Genomic DNA, 15,647 nt, shown 5'->3' on the forward strand with positions numbered 1-15,647 from the left:
CACAAACTAAGAATCAGGTAAGGATGAATGGCGGTGTCTGGAATGAGAACACTCAGGCACGGGATCGATACCGCCTTTTGACCAAGGGTGGCATCTTAACAGACGACGCACTCCAAGATAACTCCCTTTCATTACACCGTAACGAGATATTGCCTCAAAAGTGTAATTGGAACAGGAAGGATAGAACCGGCAATGGCTTCCCATCATTGGACTGATGGCATAGCGATAAAACTGGATGATTAAAAGAAGGGCCTTCTTAGGCAGTTGACGAACTTGAGCGATCAGGTGGGTTGCTTTCATATTGTCGACTCAGTTTCGCCAATAACTTAACCATACACTGATGAAGTTCAGCATTATCAATATCTGCCAGAGGACGTCGAGCGATTACTACGATATCTATTGGCGGTAATTGATGCTGTTGTAAACGAAACCGATCACGAATGATTCGTTTAACACGGTTTCGACCAGTGGACAGCTTGACGTTGCGCTTGGCGATAACTAATCCAAGCCGAGGACAATTGCACTGGTTGGAGCGAGCCAATAGCAGTAATGCAGGGTGACCTGCCTTATACTCAGCTTGCTCGAAAACATTACGAAAATCCCCCGGCTTCAATAAGCGAAGTGATCGGGGAAATTCGTAAGTCGACATCAAATCAACGTTGAAAGATCAACGAATACTTGATTAAGCAGAAAGACGCTTGCGACCTTTCGCGCGACGGGCTGCCAGCACTTTACGACCATTTGCAGTGGCCATACGTGCACGGAAACCGTGAGTACGTTTACGCTTCAGGACGCTGGGTTGGAATGTACGTTTCATGTCCGACTCTCACAGCTAATACGTTAAAAAAATGGACTATTAGAAAATAGGGACGCGAATTTTATGGAATTTATGGACAAATAGCAATCAGTATCCCGAAAAGAATTTTATCCACTGAATAGAATAATAAAAAAATGATTTTTTAAAGAAAGATTATTGATGTTATGTATTGTTAGAGAAGCGGAATACTGTGAATAAGTCTGAAAAAATTAATGAATACAAAAACATACGGACTGGATAATTTGCTGGATAGCCCGTTGGAAACATTGGGATAGCCTGGGTATGGAGGGGGGAAAAAGGTGCGAGTTTTCCACAGCCGGTTTCGTCCACAGGAGTTTACTCAAGTTTTCCACATAGATATCAAAAGGTTTTCCCTTATAAGCAATGGTTCTAAATTTTTTTTAGGTACTTTTTTGTTAACAAGCTTGTTGACAAGTGTGTAACTTTATGAATTTAAAAAGTAAAGTTATCCACAGGCTATCTAATAAGCATGATTTTGATGGTGGAATTAGATGGAACTTCCCGCTAGAATTCCTCTTTACCTGTCCAAGCACCAAGGCACGTTTTGTCAGTTTGGGGGACGAAGCGCAGCCAAAATAATGAGCGTTTATTTTTTATGCGGTGATATTTACTGCAGGGGTTTTTGTCACTCTGATTTTTGTCATTGGGCGAGCCGCCAGGGAAGTTTGTAAAAACATTGATGTCTGAATTAGGGGCAGGTGATGTCGTATCCATTTAGCAGGGTTGTTAGAAATGGAACGACTTTTGGTAATTTTTTAAATTCACTTATAACGATATCAGTAAGCTGGAGGTTTGGGCGTGGCTTTAGAACTGTGGCATCAGTGCCTTGGGTACCTGGAGGATGAACTTCCTTCGCAACAGTTCAATACCTGGTTACGACCATTACAGGCAAGAGCATCTGAAGAGGAAATTCTGTTATACGCACCTAACCGCTTTGTATTGGATTGGGTCAACGAAAAATATGTCAGTCGGATCAGTGAGATCCTTCAGGAAATCTCTCATTCTCATCCACCAAGAGTATCGCTAAAGATCGGAAGTCTTAGTCAGAAAAAAGCGAATGGTGGAAGCTCGGCAGTAAGTAAGCCAGCAGTAAGTAATGGTGGCGCTGTATCAAGGAAGGAAGAGTCTCCAGTAATGGAAACGAAGTCTTCTGATCGTCAGGTGTCTGTTGATGGTGCAATTAAGCACGAAAGTTCTCTTAATCTGAATTTTACGTTTGATACCTTTGTGGAAGGTAAGTCAAACCAATTGGCAAGAGCGGCTGCAACACAGGTGGCCGATAATCCGGGATCCGCATATAACCCGCTTTTTTTATACGGCGGTGTTGGTTTAGGGAAAACTCACTTGATGCACGCGGTGGGTAACTCGATTCTTAAGAAGAACCCTAATGCCAAGATCGTTTACCTTCACTCGGAGCGATTTGTCGCAGACATGGTGAAGGCACTGCAGTTAAATGCGATTAACGAGTTCAAGCGTTATTATCGTTCTGTTGACGCGCTACTTATCGATGATATTCAGTTCTTCGCAAGGAAAGAGCGTTCCCAGGAGGAATTCTTCCATACATTTAATGCTCTGCTGGAAGGTGGGCAGCAAATGATATTGACCTGTGATCGATACCCTAAAGAAATCGATCATATGGAGGAACGTCTCAAGTCCCGGTTTGGCTGGGGATTGACTGTTATGGTCGAGCCACCTGAGCTGGAAACGAGGGTCGCCATTCTGATGAAGAAAGCCGAGCAAGCAAATGTTCAGCTGAGTAGTGAATCGGCATTTTTTATCGCACAGAAAATTCGGTCTAACGTCCGTGAATTGGAAGGGGCTTTAAAATTGGTGATTGCCAATGCTCACTTTACAGCTCAGGAAATTACACCACCTTTTATCAGGGAATGTTTAAAAGATCTGTTAGCTTTACATGAAAAGCAGGTCAGTATTGATAACATTCAAAGAACTGTCGCTGAGTACTATAAGATCAGAGTGGCCGACCTGCTGTCGAAGAGACGGACACGATCAATAACCCGCCCAAGGCAAGTGGCCATGGCTCTGGCGAAAGAATTGACCACCCATAGTCTTCCAGAGATTGGGGAAGCATTCGGCGGTCGAGACCATACAACTGTACTTCATGCCTGCAAAGTGGTTTTGGAGCTACAACAAAAAGATCCGATGATTCGAGAGGATTATCAGAACTTTATGAGAATGCTGACAGGCTGAAGAAGCTTGTGGATAGTGGGAATAACCTATTCCCGGGTATTAAGAAAAATCTTTGTCGCATCACAGGTTTAACATCGCTAACATACGAATGTCATAAGCCGGTAAATCAAGCAGGATACAAACAGGACAGTCCATGAAATTCACCATTACGCGAGAGGCTCTCATCACTTCCTTGCAAATGATTTCAGGTGTGGTTGAAAAAAGACAAACCATGCCTGTGCTTGCCAACGTATTGTTGGATGCAGATAGCGAAAAGCTCACCATTACCGGAACTAACATGGAAGTGGAGTTGGTTGCACAAATCAGCGAAGTGAATATTCAGCAGCCTGGCCGTATTACAGTTCCGGCTAAGAAATTTACGGATATTTGCCGTTCACTTCCTGATCAGGCCAATATTGATGTAGAGGTCAAGGACTCGCGGTTGAACGTACATTTTGGCAAGAGTCATTTTGTACTCTCCACTTTGCCGGCAGACCACTTCCCCAACGTAGAGGAAGAAGCAGGTAGTATTCGGTTGGAACTGCCTCAAAAAGAACTTAAGCGCATGATCGATGCCACTGCTTTTGCTATGGCCCAGCAGGACGTCCGTTATTATTTGAATGGTATGCTCATGGAGCTAACAGGCGATGGGCTTAAGGCTGTATCCACAGATGGACATCGACTTGCTTTAGCTGGAATCGCAACGAAAACGGCTGTTGAAGATAAACGGCAGCCTATCGTTCCCCGGAAAGGTGTACTTGAACTGGCACGCTTACTGTCGGATACCGAAGAAAACTGTACGCTTATTTTTGGGGACAATCATGTGCGGGCAGTGGTTGGGCATTATACGTTTACCTCTAAACTTATTGATGGAAAATTCCCGGATTATCAAAGGGTTATACCAAGGGGTGGCGATAAGACGATGGTAGCTGACAGGCAGTTACTCAAAGGTGTCTTACAACGTGCGAGTATTTTGTCGCATGAAAGTATTCGTGGCGTGCGCCTTCAATTCGAGCCGGGGGAATTGAAAGTATTCGCCAATAACCCTGATCAGGAAGAAGCAGAAGACAGTCTGGAAGTTGAATATGACTTTGAACCAATGCAAATCGGATTCAACGTAGGTTATTTGATTGATGTCTTGAATGTTTTGGATGATAACCTGGTCAAAATGACACTTTCAAACGCTAATAGCAGTGCTCTGGTTGAAGGAATGGAAACCAGTGATGCGTTATACGTCGTTATGCCGATGAGACTGTAATCTAGGAATTTTCAGTCTTATTGCTGTGGAAATTAAATATTAACAAGTTCGGAAGGAGTACTGGGAAAGGTGGTTGTGTGTCATCTTTTCCAGATTGGATTAGGGGTTTGATGATAGACAGGGATTGAATACGCAGGTTAGAAGATGAGCAAACTAACAATCGCTTTAAAGAGTGCGTTCCGTATAGGTCAAACCGCTGCTGTAGTGTCTAAGGCAGGTGCCGGATGGCTATTGGGAGAAAAATTACCACCCCCAAGGTTGTTAAGGCAGACATTCGAAGAGTTGGGGGCTACTTATATAAAGCTGGGTCAGTTTATTGCCTCTTCACCAACGTTTTTTCCAAAAGAATACGTTGAGGAATTCCAGCTGTGTCTGGACAAAACCAAACCCCTTCCCTATTCCCAAATTGAACGAATTATCAAAGAAGAATTGCCGAAGCCGGTAAGCGATATATTCGCATATATTGATACGACTCCCCTTGCTTCGGCATCGATAGCTCAGGTACATGCGGCCAAACTTGTTTCTGGCGAGGACGTAGTAATAAAGGTTCAAAAACCTGGCGTACGCAATATATTGCTAACCGACCTCAATTTTCTTTACGTTACTGCCCGTGTTCTCGAGTATTTAGCACCTAAGCTATCCTGGACGTCCCTTTCAGGGATTGTTGAAGAAATACAAAGAACAATGATGGAAGAGTGTGACTTTTATCAGGAAGCCAGAAATCTGAAAGAATTCCAGGTATTTTTGGATAAAACAGAAAACTCCCAGGCCGTCGTTCCTAAGGTATACGAGCATGCAAGCTCTATGAGAGTGCTGACAATGGAGCGTTTTTATGGAGTTCCATTGACCGATCTTGAGACGATTAGAACCTATTGTGCTGATCCGGAAAAAACGCTGATCACTGCCATGAATACATGGTTTGCATCACTTACCCAGTGCGAGTTTTTTCATGCGGATGTTCACGCGGGAAATCTGATGGTACTGGAAGACGGTAGAATAGGTTTTATAGATTTTGGAATTGTTGGTCGAATAGGTGCTGGCACCTGGCAGGCTGTTTCAGATTTTATTACATCTATTATGATGGGTAACTTTCATGGGATGGCTGATGCAATGGCCAGGATTGGAATTACCAAGGTTCAAGTAGATGTGGAAGCATTGGCGAGAGATATCGCTAACGTCTATAAAAAGATGGATGCCATGGTTCCTGATACAAGCGTCTACTATGACCAGTCACCGGAAGATGACGAGATCAATAATATACTGATGGATCTTGTAAGAATTGGAGAGCAACACGGCTTACACTTCCCCCGCGAATTTGCGTTGCTATTGAAACAATTCTTATATTTTGACCGTTATGTTCATATCCTGGCACCAGAGTTGGATATGTTCATGGATGAAAGATTGGGTCTGCTACAGTAAGTATTGAAAAACGTTACCAGGAAACCTGACAGTGCGTGAGCATTGTTGGGTTTTTTTATTGCTGAACTAAAATTGAAGAACAGAAGAGTTTGAGAACAAAACAATGGAAATATCTTCCGCAATTATCCTGTTACTAGTGGTTATGGATCCTTTAGGAAACATTCCCATTTTCTTGAGTGTGTTGGATAAGGTTGAAAAAGCAAAACGATTCAAGGTGTTGCTAAGGGAATTGTTGATAGCGCTATTTATTCTTTTGGGGTTTTTATTTGGGGGGAGCTATCTACTCAAATTGTTCAGTTTGAGTCAGGAAGCCGTTGGTATGGCGGGGGCTATAGTATTGTTTGTTATAGCAATCAGGATGATTTTTCCTGCAAAGAGGGACTGGCTCGAAGATCTTCCAGACGGAGAACCTTTTGTTGTTCCATTGGCAATTCCATTTGTCGCCGGTCCATCCGCACTTGCAACTCTCATTCTTATTTCTACTCGTGAGCCGGAGAGAATGATGGATTGGGTGATCGTTGTAGTGGCAGCTTGGAGTCTGACGGCTTTTGTTTTGTTGTGCTCAACTGGCCTTTATAAAATATTGCGCAAGCGAGGATTGATCGCAATTGAGCGTTTGATGGGGATGTTACTAATAGCTGTATCTGTGGAAATGTTTATTTCAGGGCTTCAGCCACTACTGATTAAGGTAACCCACACCTTATGACGATAAAGAGGATTTCTTTTTCAGGAATAAGGAACCTTGATGACGTCACACTCGAAACTGATTCCCCAGTAGTTTTTATTCAAGGTGATAATGGCAGCGGGAAGACAAGTCTTATTGAAGGTCTTTACCTCACCGGTCGCGGTTCATCCTTCAGAAGTCATGATTTAGATCACGTCATTAATTATTCTAAGGATCAGTTTGTTTGTCATGCCTTACTTGGTGATCAGCAACGGATAGGTGTCAGCCGTCATAAGATTCTTAAGAAAACTCAGGTAAAGATAAATGGGGACAGTGCCCAAAGTCTTTCTGAGTTGGCAGAGATGCTTCCTCTATTATTAGTCACTCCCCTCACCTTCGATCTATTAAATGGAGGGCCATCAGGTCGGAGAAGGTTCCTTGATTGGGGAGTGTTCCACGTGGAACCTGGATACAAGCATGTATGGCAAAGATGGCGGAAATTGTTAATACAAAGGAATAAATTGCTGAAAAATGGTACAATGGCCCGCTTGGAGCTAGCGTCCTGGACTGATCAATTTGTCTCTGCATCTAAAAAAATAGATGAACACAGGAAGAGGTTCTACAAAGAGTTGGTGTTGAAGTTGGAATCCAATTTAAATGAAGGAAGCCAGTTCAACAACGACCTTTCTAACCAGATAGAAGTTAAATATGACCGTGGTTGGTCCAACAACAGTTCGATGGAAGAGTTGTTGGAAAGGTCGCTCGAGTTAGACCAACGAAGAGGTTTTACCTCAGTGGGTCCACATAAGGCAGATCTAAAGTTTTCTGCCCATGGAATCTCAGCGAAGGAAGTTCTGTCTAGGGGTCAACAGAAGGTCTTAATTACTCATCTATTGTTGGCGCAACTACAGTTACTCAGAGAAAAGAGAAACTTAGATTGCACAGTTTTGATAGATGACCTCGGTGCAGAGCTCGATCAGGAAAATCAATACCAGCTGCTAAACACGTTATTGGAAAAAGGCGCCCAGGTTTTCTGTACGATGGTGGACGCCGAACAGGTTTTGAATTTAAGTCTGAGACTGAATGAAAAATACCACGCCAAAATGTTTCACGTGGAACATGGTTGTGTTACCCCGCTAAACCCAGGGGATTGATGGGTAGGAGAAATATATGTCTGATTCCGGAAATTACGATTCGTCTAGTATTAAAGTCCTGAAAGGACTGGATGCGGTAAGAAAGCGTCCTGGTATGTATATTGGTGATACTGACGATGGCACCGGCTTGCACCACATGGTGTTTGAGATTGTCGATAACTCCATCGACGAAGCATTGGCTGGTCACTGTAAAGAAGTCAAAGTTACTATCCATCCAGATGAATCTATCAGTGTCAGCGATGACGGCCGGGGAATTCCCGTAGACATCCATGAAGAAATGGGCGTTTCTGCAGCAGAGGTTATTATGACGATGCTGCATGCTGGCGGAAAGTTTGATGATAACAGCTACAAGGTTTCCGGCGGTCTACATGGTGTGGGTGTTTCTGTTGTTAATGCTCTTTCAAAAGAGCTGAGGCTGACAATTCGCAGAGCCGGTAAAGTTTATGAACAGGTATACCATCATGGGGTCCCGCAAGCTCCGTTGACGGCCATTGGTGAAACCGATAACACTGGCACGCAAGTCCACTTTGTTGCCTCAGAAGAAACATTCAACAATATTGAATTTCACTACGATATCCTTGCGAAAAGACTGAGAGAACTTGCGTTTCTAAACTCTGGTGTTCGAATTAACCTGACTGATGAGAGATCAGGAAAGAATGAAATTTTCGAATACGAAGGTGGATTACAAGCGTTCGTTGGATATCTTAATCAGACAAAAAATCCTATAGCTAAAGCATTTCACTTCATTAAAGAACGCGAAGACGGTATTACAGTTGAGGTTGCTTTGCAGTGGAACGACAGCTTCCAGGAAAACATCTTCTGCTTTACCAACAACATTCCTCAAAGAGATGGTGGTACACACCTTGCTGGATTTAGGGCATCCCTTACCCGGAGCCTTAATACATATATAGAAAAAGAAAACCTCCTGAAGAAAACCAAGGTGAATACATCTGGTGATGACGCAAGAGAAGGACTGACTGCCATCATTTCGGTAAAAGTTCCAGATCCCAAATTTTCCTCACAGACAAAAGATAAGCTAGTCTCTTCAGAAGTGAAGACAGCGGTCGAACAGGAAATGAACTCGTCCTTTAATGACTTCCTTGTCGAAAACCCTAATGACGCAAAAAGTGTTGTGAATAAAATGATCGATGCTGCAAGGGCAAGAGAAGCTGCCCGGAAGGCTCGAGAAATGACTCGTCGCAAAGGGGCGTTAGATATCGCTGGCTTACCTGGGAAACTGGCTGACTGCCAGGAGAAAGACCCTGCCCTTTCTGAACTATATATAGTGGAGGGTGATTCTGCAGGTGGATCCGCTAAACAGGGGCGTGATCGTAGAACCCAGGCAATTCTACCGCTCAAAGGAAAAATTCTGAACGTAGAAAAAGCTCGGTTTGATAAGATGCTTTCGTCAGCTGAAGTTGGGACTCTGATCACCGCTTTAGGCTGTGGTATTGGCCGTGAAGAATTTGATATCAACAAACTTCGCTATCACAGCATTATCATCATGACAGATGCGGATGTGGACGGATCGCATATCCGTACCCTTCTCTTGACCTTCTTCTTCCGTCAAATGAGAGATATTATCGAAAACGGCCATATCTTTATCGCAATGCCGCCGTTGTATAAAGTGAAGAAAGGCAAGCAGGAACAATACGTCAAAGACGAAAAAGCTTTGCAGCAGTACCTGACACAAAATGCGCTGGAAGGAACTGAGCTGTATACCAATGCTGATGCCCCTGCAATTTCCGGGACTGCTCTTGAGACATTGGTCAACGATTACCGCACTGCCGTAAGTTTGATTGACCGTATGTCCAGAGCCTATCCGAGGACTGTTCTGAGTAAACTTCTGGAAGTTCCGCGATTAGTAGAAGATGATCTTAAAGATCAGGCCAAAATTGCCTCTTGGTGTTCAAACCTGGAAGCGGTGCTGCATTCAGAAAATCTAAACGGTGAAAGCTTTACCTTGAAAGTAACCGAAGATGCAGAGCGCAATCTGTACCTACCTCAGATTGAATTTATTCAGCACGGTGTAGACTATCGATACACGATGAACCAGGAATTCTTTGCTTCTTCTTCCTATCAAAATGTTGCTTCAATGGCTGAAAAGCTTGAAGGACTGATAGAAGAAGGTGCGTATGTGAAACGTGGTGAGAAAGTGCAGACTATTCAAGGGTTTGAAGATGCATTGGAATGGCTTATGAAAGAAGCGCAACGAGGTCAGAATATCCAGCGATACAAAGGATTGGGTGAAATGAATCCTGAGCAGCTATGGGAAACCACCATGGATCCTGAAAGCCGCCGAATGATGAAAGTCACTATTGAGGACGCGATTGCGGCTGACCAGATATTCACTACTCTAATGGGCGATGACGTAGAACCTCGTCGTGATTTTATTCAAACCAATGCGCTGCAGGTTATGAACCTAGATGTGTAACTGGATCTATTAGAAACAGTGATATTGAAAAAGGCGACCTCTATGGTCGCCTTTTTTATTGCTTTGAAGTTTCCTGATGATAGATCCTCATTCCCCTGGACTGATAGTTCTGGAGTGCGCCCGGATGGTCCAGACTACAGGTGTGAACCCAAACCCGGTTGGTTTCTTTCATTTGCCAGGCATTCTCGAGAGCGCTTGTTAATAAGAATCCGCCCAGACCCTTACCTATAAAAGCGGGCATCAATCCAAAGTAAGAAATCTCTATAGCTCCTTCATTTTGTCGTTCCAGCTCAAAATATCCGGCCGGACTACCCTGAAAATAGCCAACAAATAAATGGAGTGATTCTCTTTCAGCGTATTGTTTCCATTCAGTATCACTCCACTTCAGTTTGTCATTCCACTCCCAATCAGCTCCAACAGATTCATAAAAAAAACGGTTGTACTGGTATTGCTTCACCTTGGCCTCCAATACAACAAACCCTTCAACTGGAGGTTTTCTGCAAATAGCATCCCGGCTTGTTTGCTCCAAATAATAAGTGGTTATCTCTGTCATAAGAATATGTTCACGATTTTTTGATTTTAGGGGGAAATTCGCTGATCAATGTCGGATGTTAGCAGTCCCTTTAGTCATATCAAATGAAAATAAGATGGCCATTCTTAAGTACGATTCTGTATTAATGTAGTACTGGAATACTACCTGTCGAGAGGAAAGGCGCCCTACACTTTTATCTTTGACAATAAAAAGGAGATACGAGATGCCTGCAAAAGTTTTAGTGATTGCCGGGGACTTTGTCGAGGATTATGAACTGATGGTTCCTTTCCAGGCATTGTTAGCCATGGGCTATGAGGTTGACGCTGTTTGTCCTGATAAATCCAAAGGCGATTCTATTGCAACAGCCATTCACGACTTTGAAGGAGATCAGACCTACACAGAAAAACCGGGACATCGTTTTACTCTGAATGCTACCTTCAGTGAAGTATCACCGGATAAATATGATGGGCTCGTGATTCCTGGCGGAAGAGCTCCGGAATATCTGAGACTGAATGACCGGGTTCTTGAAATTATCAGGGCATTTGCAGAAGCAGCCAAACCGATTGCGGCTATCTGCCATGGCGCGCAGCTCCTAACCGCTGCTGATGTCATTAGAGAGAGAAAAATTTCTGCCTATCCTGCTTGTGCTCCTGAGGTTAGGCAGGCTGGTGGTGTTTACCAGGATATTGCTGTGGATCAGGCTATTACAGATGGCAATTTTGTCACTGCTCCCGCATGGCCGGCAAACGCTGAATGGGTGAAGCAGTTTGCCAAACTGCTCGGATAATCGGCAGGAAATGATAAACGGCACAAGGATGTGCCGTACATAAAGGCGACCGGTGATGAATCCCGTTATGAGTATTAATGGAAAATCTTAAACAAATTCTGTTTGTTTTAGATTATCCACAGAGGTTGTAACGTCCGATTGATTTGCCTCATTCATCAGATACGTTGTGCAGGCCACGCGCAATAGGGAGGTAAAATTGCGTGCTTCACCGTAACGTTGAACGACCTCATCATGAAGTGTGGTGATAAAAGTAGCGACAGATACATTCTCTTTATTTGCCATTAATTCCAGAATATCCCAAAAGCGGATTTCAAGAGACAAACTTGTCACATGCCCATGTAGTCGCAGTGAGCGTGAAGCTTTCGTATAGGCGCTGGTATCAACACCTGCATAGACATCACACATAGCTTGAATCCTCCCTTATCTGACAACAAGCATGTTAGCCCGAATATTTTATCTATGTCACTAACGTCCAAGTCCCTAACTTCGTAAGTTAGGTTGCCGATGAGTCCGGCTTTGGTCTGGTTTGATCAACCACTCGTATTTCCAACGGTGACTGGGTATCCAGATGAATATCCCGCTGCGGAAACGCAATTACAATTCCTGCGCCATTCAACTTATCATAAATATCCAGGTGAAGGTCAGTTAATGTGGGTAAGCGGACGTCAAGGCCGCTTATATATGCCCGTAGGTAGATGATCAGTGCGTTATCCCCAAAACTCTCAAAAGACACAATGGGTGCTGGATCTGAAAGCACGTTGGGGTTATTGCGTGCTGATTCTTCTATGAGTTGCATCGCCAGTCTTGCATCCGAACCATACGCGATACCGATGGGAATAAGTAAGCGGGTGGTTTGATCCGAAAGAGTCCAGTTAAGGAGTCGATTGGTAATAAACTCCTTATTAGGTACAAGCAGCTCTTTTTGGTCCCAGTTCCTAATGGTTGTTGCGCGAATCTTAATCTTCGTAACAACACCGTCGGTATCTCCTACAGTAACAACGTCCCCTACTCGTATGGGTCGTTCAAACAAGATGATTAAACCGCTTATGAAGTTCGCAACGATTTCCTGCAGACCGAAACCGATACCAACACCGAGTGCAGCTGCCAGCCATTGTATCTGAGACCAGCTAGCGCCTATCGTGCTCAAGGAAGTGAGAATACCCGTTGCCACGATGACGTATCCCGAAAGAGTTCGCATGGCGTAAAGACTGCCTGCCGCCAGTTGAATACGTTGTAGAAGAATAAATTCCAAAAGCGCTGGGACCCGCTTGGCGGCGAGTATAGTTAGTATCAAGACGGTAATGGCCACACAAAGATCAAACAAGGTCACTGGAACCTGTTGCTCTTTGCCGGCAATGGAATCTGTGTATGTCCAAACGGATATGTCCTCCAGAATTCCGAAGGCAGGAAGGACTTCAGTCCAGATCAGCCACAGACCCACCGCACCCAGAACCACCAACACCGTATTCAATAATTCGCGGCTTCCCTTGCTGAGGGCATCCAGGTCTACGACGGGTTCCTCTATTACCACCTCAGACGCTATCTCACTGGCGGAAGTTGTTTGGCCCTGGCTTTCCTCCGCTTTCTTCTGTCTGGCCTGATTTCGCCTCTCAACGGCGTTTCGATAGGCTATTTTGCGCTGTGTTAGAACTAACCATCGGACCACAAGCTGATGTACCAGAAACAGGGTAACCAGCAGCACTATCGAGTTGAGAAGATGCAGGCTCAAAGTTCCTGCTGTGTATAGATAGCCTGACAATGCGACGATAGAAAGAATACATGGCAATGTAATGGCCACAGTAACCAGCATTCTTTTGAATAAGGGGGTCGCTACTTTAAAGGCTCGATTCTCGTAGATTCTTAATGCACCGTTGGGGTTCTTTACCAACTTGAATGTACAGTAGCTAAAGAATAGTACGGTCAACACCAAAGCCAGATGAGGTAGGGCCCCAGCCTTGTTATCGAAACTGTAGCTATTAAACAGAAAACTGATAAATAAACTGGGGATAAAATAACGTTGATACCGACCCAGGTCACGGTACAAATTGGTAACACTGTCTTTGGGCCATTTGAAATGCAATATTCCAAGACCGTCGGCCAGGCAGAACTTTCTGAGAAACGTAAAGCTGAAAAGTATTGCTGAGAGTGAAATCAATGCTTGTCCCAGTGAGGTCACTAAAGCTGATATCTCAGGTGTATGAATAATCGCTCTTCCGATAACGTACAAAATTACCGGCCACGATGCCGCATAGACCAACGTGAGCAACAGCGCATTGATGGTGTACTGAAACTTATCGGTAGTAAGTCTTTTTAGAGGTTCTCCCAGGCGGGCCAGCTCTCGCTTTAAGAAGGAGCGTTTAAAGATAATTGGTAATATTGCTAGAACGAAAAAACCGGAAAGGGGATTTTTCTGCGCTACGAGCAGAAGGTTGCTGCTCAGCAAAGACAGTTGTGTACTTGTTAAGAGATCAACGAACTGCAAGCCACTGGCTCTCAACATGTTAAGGTTCACCGGTGAAGAACTTCTTATCCACAGCAGTCGTTCAGTCAGGAACTCGTTAAAGCTATCAATCTTCTGAATATACTGACGTAAGGTAAAATCCAACTCGCCCAGGGATCGTACATAGCTTTGATCAATTTCTATGGCCTGGACCAGAAGTTCCCTCCTCTGCTCGGCAAGATCAAACAGCTCTGGTTTGATGGTCCTGCCAACCTCCTCAGGTGTATTTTTGAGAAGATCTGACACAAAGGCTTCCATATTGCGTAACTTGCGCCGCTCGTCTTCGTGTTGTATCTGGTGAAGTCCAGCCTCAGCAATAATATCCCTGGTGGCCAAACTATTTGCCCGAAGGCTGTTAGTATTGGGTAGCTTACGCTTCTCCTCCAGAAGCACCTGACCCAGAGCCTGACTGAGCCCGGCGATTTCAATTTTTTGTTGTGTACTTCGAAATTGTTCCGCCAGATCCAAAGCATCACGGTTGGCATCGTTAACCGATGACTGAACCTGTTTCAGCTTGCGACTGGCGACAGCAATATACTGGCTGAGCTCCGTGTTTCTGGATGCTAGTTGCTGGACCAAAGGATGCTTATCCTTCAGTTCCTGCTCTTGCCTTGCCACATTCTCCTGGACCTGCTCGGCACTTTGTAGTCGACGGGAAGCGGCTGATTCCTGCAGCATCTGAGTCATCTGGGTGGATCTGCGAAGCTGTAGCTCCAGCAGAGACAGTTTGGTCTTCAGATATTCCAGCCGGGATTGATGGCTGAGCAATTCCTGTTCCAGCGCTTTTTGTTGTTCAGTAAGAGATTTGTTTTCTGCTTGTAGAAGCCAATAATGAATCTGGGCATCAATATTGGAACCATCCGGTTCGGTTGCAGTCACGAGCGCCGACTCAATTTTATCCTGTCGAGAAGAAAGCTCTCCCAGGGTTCTCAGAATCGCCTGAGGTCGATCCTGAATATTTGCCAACTGATGTTCTATATCACTGACTTCAGATGACAAACTGTTCTGATTAGCTTCCTCTGTCAGCAGTTGTTGTTCGATGGTTTCCAGTGGAAGCTTCTCGATCGCGCCGCCATCCAGACTGGCAGGATTTCGCTCCAGTTTCTTGATCTGGCTTTGTAATTCCCTGGTAAGGTTGGGTTGGGTGCTGGTGGCAGCGCTAAACCTTTGAGCTGCTTGCCTGTTCTCTTCTGCCTTGATAAGAAAGCTGCGAGTATTTTGCAATAGCTCAGTCAGCGGCTTTTTAGAGTCGGCATTGATCTGTGGGTTTTGGCCCACCTGTTCAATCTGGCTGTCCACCTGCTCGATTGTAGGAGTAGCAAGGATGCTCTGTGAGAACATAAAAAGCACTAGTAGTGACAACAGAACTTTTGAAGTGTTCTTTCGTTCAGCACCATTGACTGAGCGAACCTTGTCATCGCGGTGAAGAGAGTAGAACTTTTTAATGGCAGCCCACTGCGGCATGAAACCCGACCCTGAATTAATTGAAAGATCTTTAAACTGAATTACTGTCGTCATCTTAGACGAATCCATATTAATTGCAGTAGAGCGAAATGCGTATACGCATATAGTCCGTATAGCTTGTGTTTTGAGGCAAGCAATAAAGCTCCGGTTTCATGAACCACTAATGTGAGGATGAAACTTTCTATAAGTTGTAGACAGGCTCAGCTCTCACAGCTGTGGATAAATAGACTATGTAACGATGAGTCTGACAGCCCAAGTTCGCGGTGACTGTTTTGATAATGTGGATAACTTTGATAGTAGCTTTATGTGGATGACCGCAGGAACACAGATGATGGTCACCGTGAGAGGATTTGAACGTGGCCAGCCTGGTCTCCGACCCCGAAGTTGAAAGCTAGTGTAAGGAATTTTCT

Annotated in this window: 13 protein-coding genes; 7 read left to right on the plus strand and 6 right to left on the minus strand. The window is 44.4% G+C overall.

Annotation, left to right across the window (positions count from 1 at the left end; translation table 11 throughout):
• Positions 1-6: 6 nt before the first annotated feature.
• Genes yidD through rpmH form a run of 3 tightly spaced genes read right to left on the minus strand, consistent with a single transcriptional unit; the run spans position 7 to position 817 of the window.
• Complete coding sequence (gene yidD / locus BTA51_RS12175; protein WP_094707729.1) at positions 7-300, minus strand: membrane protein insertion efficiency factor YidD; 294 nt, start codon at positions 298-300, stop codon at positions 7-9.
• Positions 257-649: a ribonuclease P protein component gene (gene rnpA, locus BTA51_RS12180; RefSeq protein WP_094707730.1), complete on the minus strand. Its 393-nt coding sequence runs from the start codon at positions 647-649 to the stop codon at positions 257-259. The genes yidD and rnpA overlap by 44 nt, the downstream gene beginning before the upstream one ends.
• Positions 650-682: 33 nt before the next feature.
• Complete coding sequence (rpmH, locus tag BTA51_RS12185; RefSeq protein WP_083921155.1) at positions 683-817, minus strand: 50S ribosomal protein L34; 135 nt, start codon at positions 815-817, stop codon at positions 683-685.
• Between the two features lie 819 nt (positions 818-1,636).
• On the opposite strand from rpmH, the gene dnaA reads away from it, so the two are divergent.
• The 6 genes from dnaA to gyrB all read left to right on the plus strand — a co-directional run bounded on the left by dnaA (position 1,637) and on the right by gyrB (position 9,954).
• Positions 1,637-3,046: a chromosomal replication initiator protein DnaA gene (dnaA, locus tag BTA51_RS12190; RefSeq protein ID WP_094707731.1), complete on the plus strand. Its 1,410-nt coding sequence runs from the start codon at positions 1,637-1,639 to the stop codon at positions 3,044-3,046.
• Between the two features lie 133 nt (positions 3,047-3,179).
• Entirely contained in the window at positions 3,180-4,283 is a 1,104-nt protein-coding gene (dnaN, locus tag BTA51_RS12195; protein ID WP_094707732.1) for a DNA polymerase III subunit beta, read from the plus strand.
• 144 nt (positions 4,284-4,427) lie between these two features.
• Positions 4,428-5,702 carry an AarF/ABC1/UbiB kinase family protein gene (locus tag BTA51_RS12200; protein WP_094707733.1) on the plus strand — a complete coding sequence of 425 codons (1,275 nt, stop codon included), beginning with the start codon at positions 4,428-4,430 and terminating at the stop codon, positions 5,700-5,702.
• Positions 5,703-5,805: 103 nt separating this feature from the next.
• Positions 5,806-6,408, plus strand: coding sequence for a MarC family protein (locus BTA51_RS12205; RefSeq protein WP_094707734.1), 603 nt, complete (start codon positions 5,806-5,808; stop codon positions 6,406-6,408).
• Positions 6,405-7,520 (plus strand): DNA replication/repair protein RecF, encoded by a 1,116-nt coding sequence (gene recF, locus BTA51_RS12210; RefSeq protein ID WP_094707735.1) that lies wholly within the window; start codon positions 6,405-6,407, stop codon positions 7,518-7,520. The genes BTA51_RS12205 and recF overlap by 4 nt, the downstream gene beginning before the upstream one ends.
• Positions 7,521-7,536: 16 nt before the next feature.
• Positions 7,537-9,954: a DNA topoisomerase (ATP-hydrolyzing) subunit B gene (gene gyrB / locus BTA51_RS12215; RefSeq protein ID WP_094707736.1), complete on the plus strand. Its 2,418-nt coding sequence runs from the start codon at positions 7,537-7,539 to the stop codon at positions 9,952-9,954.
• 55 nt (positions 9,955-10,009) lie between these two features.
• Here gyrB and BTA51_RS12220 read toward each other — a convergent pair whose 3' ends face one another.
• Complete coding sequence (locus BTA51_RS12220) at positions 10,010-10,411, minus strand: GNAT family N-acetyltransferase (protein WP_246841021.1); 402 nt, start codon at positions 10,409-10,411, stop codon at positions 10,010-10,012.
• A 298-nt stretch (positions 10,412-10,709) separates the two neighbouring features.
• On the opposite strand from BTA51_RS12220, the gene BTA51_RS12225 reads away from it, so the two are divergent.
• Entirely contained in the window at positions 10,710-11,273 is a 564-nt protein-coding gene (locus BTA51_RS12225; RefSeq protein ID WP_094707738.1) for a DJ-1/PfpI family protein, read from the plus strand.
• Positions 11,274-11,360: 87 nt separating this feature from the next.
• Here BTA51_RS12225 and BTA51_RS12230 read toward each other — a convergent pair whose 3' ends face one another.
• Both BTA51_RS12230 and BTA51_RS12235 read right to left on the minus strand, forming a co-directional pair.
• Positions 11,361-11,678 carry a ribbon-helix-helix domain-containing protein gene (locus BTA51_RS12230; protein ID WP_094707739.1) on the minus strand — a complete coding sequence of 106 codons (318 nt, stop codon included), beginning with the start codon at positions 11,676-11,678 and terminating at the stop codon, positions 11,361-11,363.
• Positions 11,679-11,766: 88 nt separating this feature from the next.
• Positions 11,767-15,291, minus strand: coding sequence for a mechanosensitive ion channel domain-containing protein (locus tag BTA51_RS12235; protein WP_168188151.1), 3,525 nt, complete (start codon positions 15,289-15,291; stop codon positions 11,767-11,769).
• Between the last annotated feature and the right edge of the window lie 356 nt (positions 15,292-15,647).

It is taken from the genome of Hahella sp. CCB-MM4, assembly GCF_002260525.1.
In the GTDB taxonomy this organism is placed as follows: Bacteria; Pseudomonadota; Gammaproteobacteria; order Pseudomonadales; family Oleiphilaceae; genus Hahella.

What these genes read in the sequence shown, in the direction of transcription:
- yidD (WP_094707729.1), bottom strand. Translation starts at nt 300, where the DNA reads ATGAAAGCAACCCACCTGATCGCTCAAGTTCGTCAACTGCCTAAGAAG.
- rnpA (WP_094707730.1), bottom strand. Translation starts at nt 649, where the DNA reads ATGTCGACTTACGAATTTCCCCGATCACTTCGCTTATTGAAGCCGGGG.
- rpmH (WP_083921155.1), bottom strand. Translation starts at nt 817, where the DNA reads ATGAAACGTACATTCCAACCCAGCGTCCTGAAGCGTAAACGTACTCAC.
- dnaN (WP_094707732.1), top strand. Translation starts at nt 3,180, where the DNA reads ATGAAATTCACCATTACGCGAGAGGCTCTCATCACTTCCTTGCAAATG.
- BTA51_RS12200 (WP_094707733.1), top strand. Translation starts at nt 4,428, where the DNA reads ATGAGCAAACTAACAATCGCTTTAAAGAGTGCGTTCCGTATAGGTCAA.
- BTA51_RS12205 (WP_094707734.1), top strand. Translation starts at nt 5,806, where the DNA reads ATGGAAATATCTTCCGCAATTATCCTGTTACTAGTGGTTATGGATCCT.
- recF (WP_094707735.1), top strand. Translation starts at nt 6,405, where the DNA reads ATGACGATAAAGAGGATTTCTTTTTCAGGAATAAGGAACCTTGATGAC.
- gyrB (WP_094707736.1), top strand. Translation starts at nt 7,537, where the DNA reads ATGTCTGATTCCGGAAATTACGATTCGTCTAGTATTAAAGTCCTGAAA.
- BTA51_RS12225 (WP_094707738.1), top strand. Translation starts at nt 10,710, where the DNA reads ATGCCTGCAAAAGTTTTAGTGATTGCCGGGGACTTTGTCGAGGATTAT.
- BTA51_RS12230 (WP_094707739.1), bottom strand. Translation starts at nt 11,678, where the DNA reads ATGTGTGATGTCTATGCAGGTGTTGATACCAGCGCCTATACGAAAGCT.
- BTA51_RS12235 (WP_168188151.1), bottom strand. Translation starts at nt 15,291, where the DNA reads ATGACGACAGTAATTCAGTTTAAAGATCTTTCAATTAATTCAGGGTCG.